The sequence below is a fragment of the Gordonia malaquae genome (assembly GCF_037148075.1).
Taxonomy (GTDB): Bacteria; Actinomycetota; Actinomycetes; order Mycobacteriales; family Mycobacteriaceae; genus Gordonia; species Gordonia malaquae.
In genome coordinates, this window is the sequence record NZ_JBBCUB010000005.1 from 237,647 (window position 1) to 253,868 (window position 16,222).

Here is a 16,222-nt window from a genome sequence, read left to right on the forward strand (position 1 = left end):
TTTCGATTCCACCGAACGACCGACAGGATTTCTCGTGCAGCACCCCGGAGACAAGAAGGCATTGACGATCCTCGCCGCTGCCGCGGCGGCTGTGGTCGTCCTCATCGCGGGGCTCACCGCGGTCCTCGTCGTCACGTCCGACGACGATCACGTGCCGACCGTCTCAGTCCAGGCAGGCGACACTTTTGTCCAGGTGCAGCCCGCGTATTGGTGCGAGCGAGACATGACCGACTGCACGCCCGCAGACCCGCGGACCGCGCAGCAGGTCCCGACCCAAGTGGCGCGTGCGGCCACGCCGGTCGGCTCCACGATGCTGCTGACGGTCCCCGAAGAGATCGCGTCCGGGCCGTGGTTCGCGTTTGCGCAGTACGCCACGCCGAAAGGCCTGCAGCGAGTCGTCACGTTGAACCGCTCCGACTCGAAGTACACGATGGAACTCACAAGCACCCCCGATCGGGTCCTGCTCGGTGTCGACATTCAGTCGGTGGCCACCGTCCTCGACAACTCTCCCAACGGCCTGAACTCCCCCGACGGATCGATTCTCATGCGGGGTGTCTTCTCAGTCGACGCCCGCCCCGACGGCTACACGGTCACGAACGTCACCGAGTTGCCCGACACCCGCGCCTGAGCGGAAGCCAATTCCCGTCAACGACGAACGCGGCCTTCGTGAAGGCCGCGTTCGTCGGTTGAATCGTCGATCTAGCGGTCGAGCTCGCGCGTGACGCCTCGGACCACCTCGGAGATGCGCTGGGACGTCTTGCGGTCCGGGTAGCGGCCGTTGCGCAGACTGGGCTGCACGGCGCCTTCGAGGAGCGTGATGAGGTCGGCGATCATGCCGTGGAGCTCGTCGGGGCTCTTGCGCTCGACGTCCGGGCGCTTGTGCTCCCGACGCGACGCCTCCCTGTTGTTCTTGACCACGCTGGGCGCGGGTTCGAGCACCGACACCCGCAGTGCCTGCGGCCCGCGGCGGCCCGCGGCCATGTCGAACTCCACTCGCTGACCGGCCTTCAGGTCGGCGACGTCGGACGGCAACGCGTCCGCGCGGACGTACACGTCGTCGCCGTCGTCCTGCGACAGGAACCCGAAGCCCTTGTCGGCGTCGTACCACTTCACTCGGCCGGTTGGCACAGCACTCACCCTCAATGATCTCTACTGCCAGCTATGGAAAAGGCGCCCCTTGCTCGCTGACAGGAGAGCGGAGACGCACTGGAACCGATTCTACTCTGCTGGTTTACCGTGGAAGTCATGGAGACCCAGAAGCCGTCGCGCCTGTTGCCCACTGCGGTGATCCTGTTCGCAATCGGCATGGTCGCGTCGTTGGCGCTCCTGCTGCCGCCGGTACGCGACAGTTCGACCGCTCTCGTGACGACCCTGTACGTCGTGGCGTTGGGTGCTCCTGCCGGTTTCCTGCTCGGGCTCGTCTTCGCGTTGCGCTCCGGTCGGCGCAGTCGATGACCGATCTTCTGCCCGCATCAGACGAAGCCGCGCTGAAGCGGGCGTTCAGTTGCTTCCCGACCGGCGTCGTCGCGGTCTGTCGCCGGACGTCCGACGGCGAGGACGTCGGGATGTCGGCGAGTTCTTTCGCCACCGTGTCGCTCGATCCGCCGCTGGTGTCGGTGTGCGTTCGCGACGGATCGACCACGTGGCCTCGACTGACGACCGCCGAACGTCTCGGGGTCAGCGTGTTCGCCGGACACCAGGGTGAGATCTGCCGCCGCCTGGCGGGTCCGCCGGAGCAGCGATTCGATTCGGTGAAGCGATTCGTCACCGAATCGGGAGCCCTGATGATCTCCGGGGCCGCGGCTCACCTCGACTGCTCGGTGCTACAGGAGATCCCCGCAGGCGACCACCACGTGGTCCTCCTGCAGATTCATGCTCTGCGCAGCGATCCGAGCGTCGAACCACTCGTATTTCACGCGTCGACTTTCCGCGCCCTCGAAGCCCGCCGAACACAATCCTGAGCCAACGACGTGGCGCGAGTCTCAATCTGAATGTGATCCTTGTCACATAACGGGACGATAACGAACCGGATACAGACCGGGTGTCAGCTGCGTGAACTGCAACGACGCCGACAGGTGTCCGAAACGCGTTACTCGCCGGTAGAAATGCGCCTCGAAACAACAGATGAACTGGCGAGTACCAACCCGTAGTGTTCAGGTCGGTCGTCATCGAAGGTGATGTCCATCCAACCGAATAGCCCTGTCCGACCGCGCCAAGCCTCGCTCCGCCGGACAGGGAAACGAACACAGCAATTCAGGAGCGAGGACGGGGGACCCACCATCTCCCCGTGAGACCCGGCGGACGAGCAATCGACCGCCTTGGGGTTAAGTCCGCGGCTAGGCCACACGCCGAACCCGCCGGCCGGGCACCTCTCGCCCGAACCCGACAGCTCACCTCGTAGGCGCGTGGAGAGAGGAAAACACACTATGACCGGACGTCACTCGAAGCAGACGACCAGCAACACCAAGACTTTCGCCAAGATCGCCGTCACTTCGGCAGTCATCGGCGGCATCGGCGGCGGTGCAGCCCTCCTCAGCGGAGCAGGCCACGCCTCGGCTGCCACCGACGCCGAGTGGAACCAGGTCGCACAGTGCGAGTCGGGCGGCAACTGGGCCATCAACACCGGAAACGGCTACCACGGCGGCCTGCAGTTCAGCCCGAGCACCTGGACCGCCAACGGTGGCGGCCAGTACGCCCCCACCGCTGACCAGGCGACCCGCGAGCAGCAGATCGCCATCGGCGAGCGCGTTCTCGCCACCCAGGGCAAGGGCGCATGGCCCACCTGCGGCACCGTCCTCTCGGGCCCGAGCGCGCGCACCGCTCCTGCGACCCCGAAGGCTGCCCCCAAGACGGCCCCCAAGGCTGAGGACAAGAGCTTCGACCTGTCGAAGGCCGGCGACGCCAAGACCAGCGACGACGCCAAGAAGCAGGTCGACGAGGCGCTCGACGACTCGAACGTCAGCCCCGAGGTCCGCAACGCATGGAAGGCCGCGAAGGACTCCGGCTACGACCTCACCAAGGACCAGGTCAAGCTGTTCAACCAGAACAAGGGCCTCCTGAAGTTCTGATCTTCACCCCAAGCATCACCCGAAGACCCCCGCTCCGATCTCCGGAGTGGGGGTCTTCGCCTTTCGCCTCGCTGCTGGGCACGGCCTTACGCCGCGCTTCGCTCGCTCACGGTGCTGTTTGGCGCCCCCCCCTGCTCCTTGAGCGAGCGAAGCGAGTCGAAAGGTCGTAACAGTCGACGGTCGTCGACCCACAGAACAACAACGGCCCCGCTCAGTGAGCGGGGCCGTTGGAGTGTCTGCGAGTGGCGTCAGCGATTGACGACGGTCTTCGCGTGAATGTAGGGGAGGTCGTCGACAGGCAGCGGGAACTGCGTGTCGCCGAACGGGGACAGTGCACCCGAGAGGTGCGCGAGGAGTTCGGTCACAGCGTGGTCGTCTCCGGCCTCTTCGGGCCAACCCGCGTCCACGTATCCATTCTTCTTAGCCACGTGGATCATTCTGCCATGCGACGGTCCGGCGGGACTACACACCCGGGTACATCTGTCCCGATCGGTAACATGGACCGAATGAGTCCGGACCCGTCGTTGCGCACGTCATCCGACGAGTTGGCGTCGCGGTCGGACGACCAGCTCGTCGAACTGCTGGTCCGACGCCCCGACCTCGCGTCGCCGCCGCCGCGCGGCACAGGCGTGCTGGCGCAACGCGCGATGTCGGCGGCGTCGATCGCGCTCGCGGGTGAAGGGCTCGATCTTCTCAGCGTGGCGGTCGTCGAGGCGTTCCTCGACTGCGCTCGGCTGGCAGAGAGGGAGCGGCCCGGGGACAGCCATCACGATCTACTCGGACCGGTGAGTCGAGACGACATCGTCTCCCGACTCGGTCGGCGTGCACTGCGCGCCGATGTGGACGCGCGGCTGACGTATCTGTCGGAGCGGGCCCTGATCTGGCCGTCCGGGCTGTCGTCCGGTCGTAAGGCGACGAGTTGGGTGGCGGCGAGCCACCTCCCGTCCGCACTCCCCTGGCGTGCTCCTCATCTCCTCGGGCCGATGGCCTCGGTCGACTCATCCGACATCGCCGACCGAGTGGCCGCACTCGACGAACGTCCACGCGAACTGCTGACCACGCTGGCTCAGGGACCGGCCCTCGGACGGTCGCGGGACGCCGCGCCCGACGCTGACCCCTCTGCGCCGGTCCCCCGGCTCCTCGCCGCCGATCTGTTGGCTCGAGTCGACGAGCAGACGGTCGAGCTTCCTCCCCAGGTCGGGCAGGTGCTGCGCGGCGAACCGCCGCTGATCACGGCGACGCTCCGTGAACCGGTGCTCGCCGGGGATCCGTCCCGATTCGACGTCGACGCCGCCGGTGCCGGAGAAGCTCTGGAGTTGCTCCGACACACCGCGGACCTGATCGGAGCGCTCGGCGACGCCCCGGCCGCGGTCCTGCGGTCGGGCGGCATGGGAGTGCGCGAGCTCCGCCGTCTCGCCAAGTCCCTCGGAGTCAGCGTCACCCGAATCGGCCTGCTGGTCGAGGTCCTCGCCGCCGCCCGCCTGATCGGCGCCGGTGTGCCCGAGACGATGGACGCGTTGTCTACAGACGAGGTGTTCGCTCCGACCACCGCGGTCGACGGTTGGCGACACCAGGATCCGGAACGTCGCTGGGCCACCATGGCGACCGCGTGGCTCGATCTGCCTCGTCGCCCGTGGCAGATCGGTGAGACCGACCGCGACGGCGCGATCATCGGCGCGCTGGTGTCGGAGTCGTTCGACGCGGCCGCACCGCTGCTGCGGCGCACCGTGCTCGCTCCGCTGACCGAGACCGAGCGATCGGTACCGGTGAGCGTCGACGACCTGGTCGCACTGCTCGGGTGGCGGCATCCGCGCCAGCTCCGGCGGCTCTCGCGTCGTGTGGTCGGCGAGACGCTGCGCGAGGCCACCGAACTCGGACTAGTGGCGCACGGGAGTCTCACGTCGGCCGGCCGAGCGCTGCTCGAATTGGATCCGGACGCCGAGGACTCCACTGCGCTCGTCGCCACGATGGCGTCGTCACTGCCCGAACCGATCGACTACTTCCTGGTCCAGGCCGATTTCACGGTCACCGTGCCCGGCCCGCTGACACCGTCGCTCGCCGACCGGCTGGCATTGGTCGCCGACCTCGAATCCGGTGGCGCCGCATCGGTGTACCGCGTGACCGAGGACGGTGTACGCCGTGCCTTGGATGCCGGACGCACCGCGGCAGAACTGTCAGCTCTGTTCACCGAACACTCGAAGACTCCGGTGCCGCAGTCGTTGACGTATCTCATCGACGACGTCGCCCGCCGTCACGGAAGCCTCCGGGTCGGCGTCGCGTCGTCGTTCGTCCGCTGCGACGATGCGGCGATGCTCACCGAAGTCCTGCGCAGCGACGCCGCCGCAGAGCTCGCGCTTCGAGCGCTTGCCCCCACCGTCGCGGTGTCGGCGGCGCCCCTGCGAGAAGTGATCGAGAGACTCCGCGGTGCCGGCTTCGCGCCCGCGGGCGAGGATTCGTCAGGCTCGCTCGTCGATCTCCGTAGTGCGGGTGTCCGGGTACCCGCGCGCCAGTCGGGCTCCAGACGACCCGCGAAACGAGGGCGGATCGGCCCAGGACAGGCGAGCACAGTGGTGACCCGCATGCGCACCGCCGACCGGGCCGACGGCCCGATCACCGCGCAGGCGACGTCCGGCTCGGGAGAGACCACGTCCACCCTGATCCAGCTCGCGCTCCAGACAGGCCGACGGCTACGCATCGGGTACGTGGACGCCCAGGGCGGCGCGAGCCGACACGTCGTGAAGGCTCGATCGCTGGCTGCCGGGCAACTCGTCGCCGATGAGGAGGCGGGCGACGCCGACGTCCGTTTCGCCCTCCACCGCATCACCCGCGTTGAACTCCTGTAGACCCGAACGGACCCGAGGTGGCCGGGACCTGCGCCGGGAAGGAACAATGGTCGGGTGACTGACGGACCGTTGATCGTGCAATCGGACAAGACCCTCCTACTGGAGATGGATCACCCGGACGCCGCCAAGGCGCGGGCGGCGATCGCTCCGTTCGCCGAACTCGAGCGCGCGCCCGAACACATCCACACCTACCGGGTCACGCCGCTCGCGCTGTGGAACGCGCGCGCCGCGGGCCACGATGCCGAGCAGGTGGTCGACGCTCTCGTCACCTACTCCCGGTTTCCCGTCCCCCAGCCGCTGCTCGTCGACATCGTCGACACCATGGGTCGGTTCGGCAGGCTTCAACTGGTGAAGCATCCCGCCCACGGGCTGACGCTGGTCTCGTTCGACCGTGCGGTGCTCGAGGAGATCCTCCGGAACAAGAAGGTCGCACCGATGCTGGGCGATCGCCTGGACGAGGACACCGTCGTGGTGCACCCGTCGGAGCGGGGACGCCTCAAGCAAGTGCTGCTCAAGGTCGGCTGGCCTGCCGAGGACCTCGCCGGGTACGTCGACGGCGAAGCGCACCCGATCGACCTGGTGCAGGACGGCTGGGCACTGCGCGATTACCAGGAACTTGCCGCCGACTCGTTCTGGGCCGGGGGCTCGGGAGTGGTCGTCCTGCCGTGCGGTGCGGGTAAGACGATGGTCGGCGCCGCCGCGATGGCGAAGGCCGCTGCCACCACTCTGATCCTGGTGACGAACACGGTCGCGGGTCGGCAGTGGAAGCGTGAACTCGTCGCTCGCACATCGCTCACCGAAGACGAGATCGGAGAGTACTCGGGCGAACGCAAGGAGATCCGCCCGGTGACCATCGCGACGTATCAGGTGATGACTCGGAAGTCGAAGGGCGAGTACAAGAATCTCGACCTGTTCGACTCCCGAGACTGGGGACTCATCGTGTACGACGAAGTCCACCTCCTTCCGGCACCGGTGTTCCGCATGACGGCCGACCTCCAGTCACGCCGCAGGCTCGGACTCACCGCGACACTCGTCCGCGAGGACGGCCGGGAAGGCGATGTGTTCAGCCTGATCGGCCCCAAGCGGTACGACGCACCGTGGAAGGACATCGAGGCGCAGGGGTGGATCGCCCCCGCCGACTGTGTCGAGGTCCGCGTGACGATGACCGACGAGGAGCGACTCCAGTACGCCGTCGCCGAAGCCGAGGACAAGTACAAGCTCTGCTCGACGGCGCGGTCGAAGATGTCGGTGGTGAAGTCGATCCTCGGCCGCCACTCCGATGCCCAGACACTAGTGATCGGCGCATACATCGATCAGCTCGAAGAACTCGGCGAAGCGCTGAACTGCCCGGTGATCCAGGGTTCCACCCGAAATGCCGAACGAGAGAAGCTGTTCGACGCGTTCCGTCGCGGTGAACTGTCGACGCTTGTCGTCTCCAAGGTGGCGAACTTCTCCATCGACCTGCCGGAGGCGTCCGTCGCCGTGCAGGTGTCGGGCACGTTCGGTTCGCGGCAGGAAGAGGCGCAGCGCCTCGGGCGTCTCCTGCGCCCCAAGGCCGACGGCGGGCAGGCGCACTTCTACTCCGTCGTCTCTCGCGACTCCCTCGACGCCGACTACGCCGCCCATCGGCAGCGCTTCCTCGCCGAGCAGGGCTACGCCTACCGCATCATCGACGCCGCCGACCTCTAGTCGGCCCTACTCCTTGAGGCGAGGACTCGCGGTGCCTGCTCGACGAGCAAGGCGAGTTCAGCTGGTCGCGGCGACCAGCGGCTGCTCGATGTTGTCGACGACGTACCCAAGACTGAGAACGGTCTGCCAACCGAACGCCTTCTCGAGTTCGCCTTCGAGGAACACGCTCCGCCCGTCCTTCACCGCCGGAAGATTCGCAAGTGTGGTCTGTTCGGTGATCGTCGCCTTGCCCTTCGGGGCGTAGGACAACTGGTCCCACACGATGAGGTCGGTGTCGAGCTTCCGCGCTTCCTCGATCGAGAGCTTGGCGTAGAACTTGTCGCCCGCCGCCGCGTCAACAGCCTGGTTCGGCGCGAAGCCGAGCGCCGTGAAGAACGCGACTCGCGGATCTGCGCCTGCGAATGCGGCGAGATCAGTACCGTCGTAGGTCGCGATCGAGACGGTCTTGCCCTTCCAGTTCTGATGACGTGCGGCTAGGTCCGCGATGCGACCCTTCACACCTGCGACGAGTGCTTTTGCGGCTTCAGGCTTGCCGACCGCCTTGCCGATCTCCTCAGTCGTGACATCCCATGGCTGCTGGTAGTCGTCGAACTCGGCCTTCTGGACCAGGACCGGTGCGATCTTGCTCAGCTGGTCGTACAACGACTTGTCGACGTCGGAGTAGACGGCGACGATCAAGTCCGGCTTGAGTGCGGCGACTTCCTCGAACGAAACCGTGTCGGAGGTGATGATCTTCGGCTTGTCGCCGGTCACCTTGTCGATCGCCCACGGTCCGGCGGGTTCGCCCTCCGGTGCCATGCCTTCCCAGTTGCGAACGGCGATCGGCGTGACGCCAAGCGCGAGGAGCGCATCCTGATCGGAGTAGCCCAGCGAGACCACGCGGCTGGGCGCCCTGGTGACTGTCGTCTGCCCGAACTTGTGGGTCAAAGTCACAGGCAGAGCGCCCGCTTCCGGAGTCACCTGACTCGACCCGCTGGTCGACTCGTCGTCGCTTCCACAGGCGACGAGTGCCGCGATGAGTGCGACGACGACGGCGATGACACCGATCGTGCGCCTCGGCTGGTTGGTCATGTGTCCTCCAGGAGATGGGTGGTCATTGAGCACTAGATCGCCTAAGCATAGGTGAGCATAACCTCATTAAGAAACGGTGCTGGGGCGCACTCGTCGCTCCCCGACAGGTACGACCAACGGCTGGTCAGACACCGGATCGGGGATCACCCTGCTGCGAAGACCAAAGACGTCCCACAGTAGTTCCTCGGTGACGATGTCCCGAGGGGCTCCCTGGACGACGATCGATCCGTCGCGCATCACGATCAACTCGTCGCAGTATCGGCAGGCCAGAGCCAAGTCGTGCAGCACCATCACGACCGTCCTCCCTTGCTCGACATGAAGCATGTCCACGAGGTCGAGCAATTCGAGACTTCGTGCCAGGTCGAGGAAGGTCGTGGGTTCGTCGAGCAGCAAGATGTCGGTCTGCTGAGCGAGGACCATTGCGACCCACACTCTCTGCCGCTGACCTCCGGACAGGTCCGACACTCGGCGGTCCGCCAGATCTCCCACACCGGTCTGTTCGAGGGCACGAACGATCTCGTCGGAATCGCGCCCCGACCACTGCCGGATCCAGTTCTGATGGGGATGCCGACCCAAAGCCACCAGGTCGGCGACCAGTATCCCCTCGGGCGCGATCGGGTTCTGCGGCAGCACACCGATCGCGCGAGCGAGGGCGCGGGTCGACATCGTCGTGATCGGCTCACCGTCGAGCATCACCGCCCCCGCTGACACCGGGTTGAGCCGCGACAGAGCTTTGACCAGGGTCGACTTTCCGCAACCGTTCGGTCCGACGACCCCGGTGAGGGCGTTGGGCGCGATGTTCACCGACAGGTCGTCGATGACAGTTCGGTCGCCGTACCCGACCCTGATCCTCTGTGCCGACAGCGTGTGCGTCGCCGCCGAGCCGTGCAGGGACTTGCCTGTCATACCGTGGCCTTTCTGTGCATGATCACCAGCAACACCAGCAGGAACGGAGCCCCGAGGACACCGGTGATGACCCCGACTGCCAGGTCGGAGAACACCAACCGACTCAGTAGATCCGCCCCCAACAACAGGACGCCCCCAGTGAGTGCGCCGCCGATCAGCGGAGGTGTGGGCGCGCGGAACAACAGGCGTGCGATCTGCGGACCGGCCAGCGCGATGAAGCCGATCGGACCCGACGCCGCGACCGCAGCCGACACGAGCAGAACCGCAACGGCCCAGTAGACGAGGGTCAGGACGCCCACCGGAGCACCCAGACCCCGCGCCGACGCGTCGGACAGGCGCATCACCCGTAGGTCGAACGACGTCGCCGCCGCGACCACCGCACACACGACGATCACCGCCCAGAGCGGACTGACCTCTACCCAGGTGCTGTTCGTGACACTGCCCGCCAGCCACGAGACTGCGGAAGACGCGTCTTGGAGGTCGATGCTGACGAGAAGGAACGAGACGACAGCTGCGGCGAGGGCATTCACCGCCACACCGACGAGCACCAGCCGCATGGTGTCGACGCCACCTCCCGCGGACAGCACGACGACGACGGTCGCGGTGACCACGCCCCCTGCCATTGCCGCGATCGGGACACTCCACACACCCGCGAAGTTCGGGGCAGTCACCTGCACGAAGACCGCGGCTGCGCTCGCACCCATGGTGATTCCGATGACGTCGGGGCTGGCGAGAGGATTCTTCGCCATCGTCTGAGTCAATGCACCTGCCGAGCCGAGTGCGATTCCCGCACCGAGCGCAACGAGAGCACGCGCGAGCCTGGAGTCGACGATGAGTCGTTCGATATCGTCGCCGCCGCCGAACATGATCCGGAACGCGTCTCCGAAGGGAATCGGGTACTCGCCGACCGACAATTCCAACGCGATCTCGACGAGGAGGATCGCGGTGAGGATCCCGGCGACTGCCACGCCGTACCAGCGGACCCGCATTCTCGGTACCGGCAACACGACCTCGCCACGACGCGGCAGCGGAGGTGACGTCGTGCGTTCCATGGTCATGCTGCGACCAGCTTTCGTCGGCGAATGAACCAGATGAAGCACGGCACACCGACGAAGGCGAGCACCACACCGACCGGGATCTCCGCCGGACGCAGGACGATCCGTGCGATCACGTCCGACACCAGCAGCAACACCGCGCCTGCGGGTACACACAACGGGAGGAGCCATCGATGGTCTGGGCCGGTCACTCCGCGGATGAGGTGAGGGATCACCAGCCCGACGAACACGATCGGACCGACAGCCGCGCTCGCCGCGCCGGTCAGAAGAGTGATGGAGAGGAAACAGGCGGTGCGGACCCAGCCGATGCGGATTCCGAGCGCTGTCGCCGTCTCGTCGCCGACAGCCAATGCGTTCAACGCCGGGCCCACCGCGAAGGCGAGGACGAGTCCGAGCACAATCGGGATGAGTACCGGGCCGAGTACGTCGAGCCCGCGTCCGACGAGCGATCCGGCATTCCAGAAACGGTACTGGTTGAGGCTCTCCTTGTTGGACAGGACAACCGCGGTTGTCGCGGAGACGAAGAACGCGGTCAGTGCCGCGCCCGCCAACACGAGCGACATGGGGCTCCCGCCCGCACCGAGGGTGCCGATGCCGAATACCAGTAGTGCGGCGACGGCTGCTCCGGCCAGTCCGAACAGCACCGACACCGCGGAGCTCTGAGCACCGAACAGCATCGCTGCCAGCACCACTGCAAAACCGGCGCCGTTCGAAATGCCGAGAATCCCGGGGTCGGCGAGCGGATTCCGGGTGTAACCCTGGATCACGGCGCCCGCGACCGCCATGGCGCCGCCGACGACTATCGCCATCAGAGTCCGGGGTATCCGCTCGTCCCGGACCAGGATGTAGAGATCGTCGTTCGGGTCACGATGCCACAGCGACGTGACCACTTCGGCAACCGACACCGACCGCGTCGCGAACAGGATCGACGCGATGGCCGCAGCGACCAGCAGAACGCTGAGTGCGGCTAACATCCGCGGCCTGGACATGAGGGTAGGCTAGCAATACTCCGCTGGTCGTCGTTGTCTGCACTGACAGCAAGGTCAGCACGCGTACCCTGACGCCATGCCCTTGGTCGCCCGGATGCAGCCGTTCACGTCGACGATCTTCGCGGAGATGTCGGCACTCGCCGTGGCGCACGACGCCGTCAACCTGGGACAGGGGTTCCCCGACTCAGACGGTCCGGAGTCGATGCTCGACGCCGCGCGCGCCGCGATCACCGACGGATTCAACCAGTACCCGCCCGGCCCGGGGATCCCCGAACTGCGTGACGCCGTCGCCGCCCAGCAACTCGACGACTACGGCCTCGCCTACGACCCGGACACCGACGTCCTGATCACCGTCGGCGCCACCGAAGCGATCGCAGGCGCTGTCCTGGGACTCGTCGACGCGGGCGACGAGGTGGTGATGATCGAGCCGTACTACGACGCGTACGCGGCGACTGTCGCCCTTGCGGGAGGTGTTCGCCGAACCGTCCCGCTGGTTCCGGACGGCGACGACTTCCGACTCGACCGTGATGCGTTGGCTGCGGCGTTCGGCCCGACGACGGCCGCGGTGATCGTGAACTCGCCGCACAACCCGACCGGCACCATCCTGTCCGACGGCGATCTCGCCGAGATCGCACGACTGTGCATCGCGAACGACGTCGTCGCGATCACCGACGAGGTGTACGAGCATCTCGTCTTCGACGGGGCGGTCCACCGATCGTTGGCAACCCTGCCCGGCATGAAGGAGCGGACTCTCCGGATCTCCGGCGCCGCCAAGACCTTTCACGTCACTGGGTGGAAGGTGGGCTGGATCAGCGGTCCGCGGGAGCTGATCGCCGCGGCGAGGGCCGCCAAACAGTATCTGACCTACGTAGGGAGCGGTCCGTTCCAGCCGGCGATCGCCCACGCGCTGCGGAATGAGATGGACTGGGTGCGCGACGACGCCGTCGCCCTCGGCGAGAAGCGCACCATGTTGTCGACCGCACTGACCGACGCAGGTTTCAACGTTCACCGAAGCCAGGGCACGTACTTCGTGTGCGCGGACCCGAGGCCGCTCGGAGTGACCGACGGCGACACGTTCTGCCGCGAACTCCCGGAACGCATCGGCGTGGCCGCCGTTCCCATCAGCGCGTTCGTCGACGATGCCGGCCCCTGGCGTCACATGGTCCGCTTCGCCTTCGCCAAGAGCGACGACGCGATCGCCGAAGCCGCCCGTCGACTGCGGACGCTGTAGAAGCCGATCAGAAGACGCCGGAGGGACGGAACTGGACGCTGATCCGCGGGCCGGCACCGGAGACTTTCGGGACGGCGTGATCCCACGTCCGCTGGCAGCTTCCTCCCATGACGAGGAGGTCGCCCGACCCGAGGACGAATCGGCGGGACGCTCCCCCGCCGCGCGGGCGCAGCAGCAGTGGCCGGGGAGCGCCAAGCGACAGAATGGCGACCAGGGTGTTCTGCGACCTGCCTTTGCCGATGCGATCGCCGTGCCACGCGACACTGTCGGAACCGTCGCGGTACAGGCACAGGCCCGCCGTCGCGAAGCCCGACGGCAACTCGTCGCGGTAGTAGTCGCTGAGATCGGCACGCGCAACGCGAAGGATCGGATGCGGCCATCGATCCCGATCGAGGTACATCGCGAGCAGACGTGGCACGGGGACTGTCGCGTCGTACATCCGACGTTCTTCGGCTCGCCACGGCACATCGGCACGGAGACCGTCGAACAGTTCCATCGACCCCTGCAGCCAACCGGGCCGCAGATCGACCCAGGCGCCGTCGGCCAATTCGGTCCGCCGCATCCCGCGCGCGAGCGAGGTCAGCGCAGGCGCGTCTGAGTCCGTGTCGAACAACGACGCCTGAAGTCCCGCGGCCATACAGGTGATCGTACACCTGTTCGAAGATTCATACGGCGGGGAACTCGACTCCGGTCAAGCGCTCCGACTCCGACCACAGCCGATCGCGAAGATCCTGATCGGATGCCGCCCGCCTGGTCCGCGCCACCGTCGGCTTGCCGCGGAGTCCGCCAAGGCCCCGAGGACCGTAGTACGTGCCGTTCCGTGCCGCGGGCGACGTGGCCGCGAAGAGCTGCGGCAGAGCTCCCATCGCGGGCGTCTGACCGACGCGCAACAGATCGCCCGCCTTCATCACGTAGTCGAACGTGGTCTCGGTCTTGCCGAGGAGACCCGTCGACGCGTAGCCGGGGTGGGCCAGAACGGCGATCTTCGACGAACCCGCCGCCTCGAACCTGCGGGCGAGCTCGAGCCCGAACAGCATGTTCGCGAACTTCGAGTCGCCGTACGCGATGGCGCGGCGGTACGTGCGTCGGTCGTAGCCGAGGTCGTCGACGTCGATGCGAGCGAAGCGATGGGCGATCGACGAGAGGACCACCACTCGCTCGGTGATCTTCGGAATCAACAGCGCCGTCAGCGCGAAGTGCCCAAGGTGATTGGTGCCCATCTGCATCTCGAAGCCGTCGATCGTCCGCCCGTACGGGACGCCCATGATGCCTGCGTTGTTCACAAGGACGTCCGCCTCGTCGACGGTGTCGGCGAAGGCACGCACCGAGGCCAGGTCGGAGAGATCGAGTTCTGCAACGGTGGCGGCCGGACCGATCTGTTCGGCGACTGTCCGTGCTTTGGCCACATTGCGGCAGGCCAAGGTCACCTGGCCGCCCGCAGCGGCAACGGCCTTCGCCGTCTCGGCACCGAGCCCGCTGTTCGCGCCGGTGATGATGAAGCGTCGGCCGTGCTGTGCGGGAATGTCGTCGCGGCTCCAGCCACCCACGTTTACGCCTCCTTGGTCGTGACCCTCGACGTCCGTTCGCCGGGCATGGCGAACTTGACCAGATCGGCGAGAACACTACCGAGAGACGGCGGCTCGTGGCGAACGAGCAGTTCGGACGGCGCGAAGATCTCAGTCACGTGGGCACGGCCTCGCAGCACCTGCCGGTCGACTCGCTTCCACCGCACAGCCTCGTCCTCCGCGGCCGCCTCGATCGCGGCGCGACTCGCATAGACCGACGAATAGCCCTCTTTCGCAAGGTCGGAGAGGCGGGCCGACTCGTTCACCGAATCGCCGATCACCGTGTACTCGTACCTGGTCCTCGCCCCGATGTTGCCGGCGAACACGCGTCCGTACGCGACGCCCATCCCCCATTCGAGGGGCAGACGCTCACTGAGCTCCGCGCCGAGTTCACGAGCTGCGGTCAACGCGGCCAGTGCCGGGTCACGCAGGGGCGCGGGCGCACCGAAGACGATCAATGCGGCGTCACCCTCGAACTTGTTGATGAAGCCGCCGTGCCGGTCGACGACGTCAGCGACGATCGAGAAGAACGCGTTGAGGACCACGGCCGTCTCACGTGGATCACGGTCCGCGGCGAAAGCCGTGGACCCGGTGATGTCGACGAAGATGACCGCGACGTCGGTATTGGATCCGACGAGTTCGCCGTCCTGTTCGAGGGCGAGTTGGGCGACGTGATCTCCGACGTGCCGCGAGAAGATGTCGCGCATCCGTTCACGTTCGGCCAGGCCGTCGAGCATCGAGTTGAAGCCCGCCTGAAGCACGCCGAGCTCGGAGGCGTCGTAGACGGCGACACGCTGCGAGATGTCACCGTTGCGCGCGGCCTCGACCACTTCGCGCATGTCGTTCAGCGGGTCGGCGATCGCTCGGTTCACCAGACCGACCACACGTGCGCCGGATGTCAGCGCGATGATCGCGAGCAGGATCACCGTCCAGTCGACGGTGCCTGCGACGGGAGGGACCCAGCCGAGGCCACGACCGAGGTTCACCAGCAGCAGGCCGACCATCGGCACGGCCGACGAGACGACCCACACCACGATCATCCGCTCACGGACACCATGGACGACGCGAGTCGACGTGGACCCGCGCATCGCGAGAATGGCGAGAGGTCGCGCAGCGCTCTCGGCGAAGAGATACGTGAGGGAGCACGAGGTGATCGCGGCGAGCGCGAACGCGCCGCCCACCGCGAGCACGAACACCAGTCGCATGTCGGAGATCGTCACGTACACGCCGAACGCCGTCATCCAACCGAGGAGGTCGGCGACGACCAGACTCGCAGGTATGCGGACCACGTCCCGTCTGCGACGTGCGTCGGCGGGCTCCGCGGTGACGAACCAACGGTACTGCGGAAGAAGGAAGAAGATCGAGGCCACGACGCTGGCAACGGTGCCGACGAGCAAGGCTGCCAGCACGGCGCCCATGTCGGCGTCGGTGTGGATCTCGAAACGTCCGCCGTTGAAGGCGAGCAGCACCGCGACGAACGTCTCGACGCCGATGAGCACCTTGGCACCCGCGACGATCATGCCGCCGATCAGCAGGCCACGGGTAGCAAATCGTTTGCGCGTCTGCGGGTCGAGTTCGAGGATCTCCACCTCGTCACGGTCGCGCCCCTGTGCGTTGAGCCCGCCGAGCATGACCATCGTCTTGAAACGGCGATCCATCCGGTCGGCGATGCGATGCGCCTTCTCTCGCTGACGTTTTGTCATGAAACGCATCACCTCCCAGGTTGTTTCGATCTCTGGAGAGAGTACCGAATACCTGGGAGGTGACAGGGTGTGCGCGATCACTCGACGCGCATCATGCGTTGA

At 66.6% G+C, this 16,222-nt stretch carries 16 protein-coding genes and 1 riboswitch; of the genes, 7 read left to right on the forward strand and 9 right to left on the reverse strand.

Annotated elements, in window-relative coordinates; all coding sequences use genetic code 11:
- Positions 1 to 34: 34 nt before the first annotated feature.
- A complete protein-coding gene (locus WFK36_RS18005; protein WP_336793333.1) occupies positions 35 to 628 on the forward strand; it encodes a DUF2771 family protein in 594 nt (197 codons plus the stop codon).
- A gap of 71 nt (positions 629 to 699) precedes the next feature.
- Here the strand turns inward: WFK36_RS18005 and WFK36_RS18010 are convergent, their stop codons facing one another.
- On the reverse strand, positions 700 to 1,128 hold the full coding sequence (locus WFK36_RS18010) for a cold-shock protein (RefSeq protein ID WP_008381190.1): 429 nt from the start codon (positions 1,126 to 1,128) through the stop codon (positions 700 to 702).
- A 117-nt stretch (positions 1,129 to 1,245) separates the two neighbouring features.
- Between WFK36_RS18010 and WFK36_RS18015 the strand changes: the two genes are divergently transcribed.
- From WFK36_RS18015 to WFK36_RS18025, 3 genes are all read left to right on the forward strand, one after another.
- The gene (locus WFK36_RS18015) at positions 1,246 to 1,455 is read left to right on the forward strand and encodes a hypothetical protein (protein ID WP_008381189.1); all 210 of its coding nucleotides are present in this window, start codon (positions 1,246 to 1,248) and stop codon (positions 1,453 to 1,455) included.
- Complete coding sequence (locus tag WFK36_RS18020; RefSeq protein WP_336793335.1) at positions 1,452 to 1,961, forward strand: flavin reductase family protein; 510 nt, start codon at positions 1,452 to 1,454, stop codon at positions 1,959 to 1,961. Before WFK36_RS18015 ends, WFK36_RS18020 begins: the two co-directional genes overlap by 4 nt.
- A gap of 276 nt (positions 1,962 to 2,237) precedes the next feature.
- Positions 2,238 to 2,420, forward strand: a riboswitch (cyclic di-AMP (ydaO/yuaA leader).
- A 6-nt stretch (positions 2,421 to 2,426) separates the two neighbouring features.
- Positions 2,427 to 3,068: a transglycosylase family protein gene (locus WFK36_RS18025; RefSeq protein ID WP_008381187.1), complete on the forward strand. Its 642-nt coding sequence runs from the start codon at positions 2,427 to 2,429 to the stop codon at positions 3,066 to 3,068.
- Between the two features lie 248 nt (positions 3,069 to 3,316).
- Here the strand turns inward: WFK36_RS18025 and WFK36_RS18030 are convergent, their stop codons facing one another.
- Complete coding sequence (locus WFK36_RS18030; protein ID WP_008381186.1) at positions 3,317 to 3,496, reverse strand: hypothetical protein; 180 nt, start codon at positions 3,494 to 3,496, stop codon at positions 3,317 to 3,319.
- A 78-nt stretch (positions 3,497 to 3,574) separates the two neighbouring features.
- Here WFK36_RS18030 and WFK36_RS18035 point away from each other — a divergent pair, with 78 nt between their 5' ends.
- Together WFK36_RS18035 and WFK36_RS18040 are read left to right on the forward strand one after the other, a co-directional pair.
- Positions 3,575 to 5,911: a helicase-associated domain-containing protein gene (locus tag WFK36_RS18035; RefSeq protein WP_336793337.1), complete on the forward strand. Its 2,337-nt coding sequence runs from the start codon at positions 3,575 to 3,577 to the stop codon at positions 5,909 to 5,911.
- A 54-nt stretch (positions 5,912 to 5,965) separates the two neighbouring features.
- Positions 5,966 to 7,600 (forward strand): DNA repair helicase XPB, encoded by a 1,635-nt coding sequence (locus tag WFK36_RS18040; protein ID WP_336793338.1) that lies wholly within the window; start codon positions 5,966 to 5,968, stop codon positions 7,598 to 7,600.
- A gap of 57 nt (positions 7,601 to 7,657) precedes the next feature.
- Here WFK36_RS18040 and WFK36_RS18045 read toward each other — a convergent pair whose 3' ends face one another.
- From WFK36_RS18045 to WFK36_RS18060, 4 genes are all read right to left on the reverse strand, one after another.
- Positions 7,658 to 8,671 (reverse strand): iron-siderophore ABC transporter substrate-binding protein, encoded by a 1,014-nt coding sequence (locus WFK36_RS18045; RefSeq protein ID WP_336793339.1) that lies wholly within the window; start codon positions 8,669 to 8,671, stop codon positions 7,658 to 7,660.
- Between the two features lie 66 nt (positions 8,672 to 8,737).
- Entirely contained in the window at positions 8,738 to 9,577 is an 840-nt protein-coding gene (locus WFK36_RS18050; protein ID WP_336793340.1) for an ABC transporter ATP-binding protein, read from the reverse strand.
- Complete coding sequence (locus WFK36_RS18055) at positions 9,574 to 10,635, reverse strand: FecCD family ABC transporter permease (RefSeq protein ID WP_336793341.1); 1,062 nt, start codon at positions 10,633 to 10,635, stop codon at positions 9,574 to 9,576. Before WFK36_RS18055 ends, WFK36_RS18050 begins: the two co-directional genes overlap by 4 nt.
- Positions 10,632 to 11,621, reverse strand: coding sequence for a FecCD family ABC transporter permease (locus WFK36_RS18060; protein WP_336793342.1), 990 nt, complete (start codon positions 11,619 to 11,621; stop codon positions 10,632 to 10,634). The genes WFK36_RS18055 and WFK36_RS18060 overlap by 4 nt, the downstream gene beginning before the upstream one ends.
- A 76-nt stretch (positions 11,622 to 11,697) precedes the next feature.
- Between WFK36_RS18060 and WFK36_RS18065 the strand changes: the two genes are divergently transcribed.
- Positions 11,698 to 12,852 (forward strand): pyridoxal phosphate-dependent aminotransferase, encoded by a 1,155-nt coding sequence (locus tag WFK36_RS18065; RefSeq protein ID WP_336793343.1) that lies wholly within the window; start codon positions 11,698 to 11,700, stop codon positions 12,850 to 12,852.
- Positions 12,853 to 12,859: 7 nt separating this feature from the next.
- On the opposite strand, the gene WFK36_RS18070 is transcribed toward WFK36_RS18065, so the two are convergent.
- The 3 genes from WFK36_RS18070 to WFK36_RS18080 are packed head-to-tail and all read right to left on the reverse strand — an operon-like array spanning position 12,860 to position 16,120.
- The gene (locus WFK36_RS18070; protein ID WP_336793344.1) at positions 12,860 to 13,489 is read right to left on the reverse strand and encodes an alpha-ketoglutarate-dependent dioxygenase AlkB; all 630 of its coding nucleotides are present in this window, start codon (positions 13,487 to 13,489) and stop codon (positions 12,860 to 12,862) included.
- Positions 13,490 to 13,517: 28 nt separating this feature from the next.
- Positions 13,518 to 14,399, reverse strand: coding sequence for an oxidoreductase (locus WFK36_RS18075; RefSeq protein ID WP_008381181.1), 882 nt, complete (start codon positions 14,397 to 14,399; stop codon positions 13,518 to 13,520).
- 2 nt (positions 14,400 to 14,401) lie between these two features.
- On the reverse strand, positions 14,402 to 16,120 hold the full coding sequence (locus tag WFK36_RS18080) for an adenylate/guanylate cyclase domain-containing protein (protein WP_336793346.1): 1,719 nt from the start codon (positions 16,118 to 16,120) through the stop codon (positions 14,402 to 14,404).
- Positions 16,121 to 16,222: the final 102 nt, after the last annotated feature.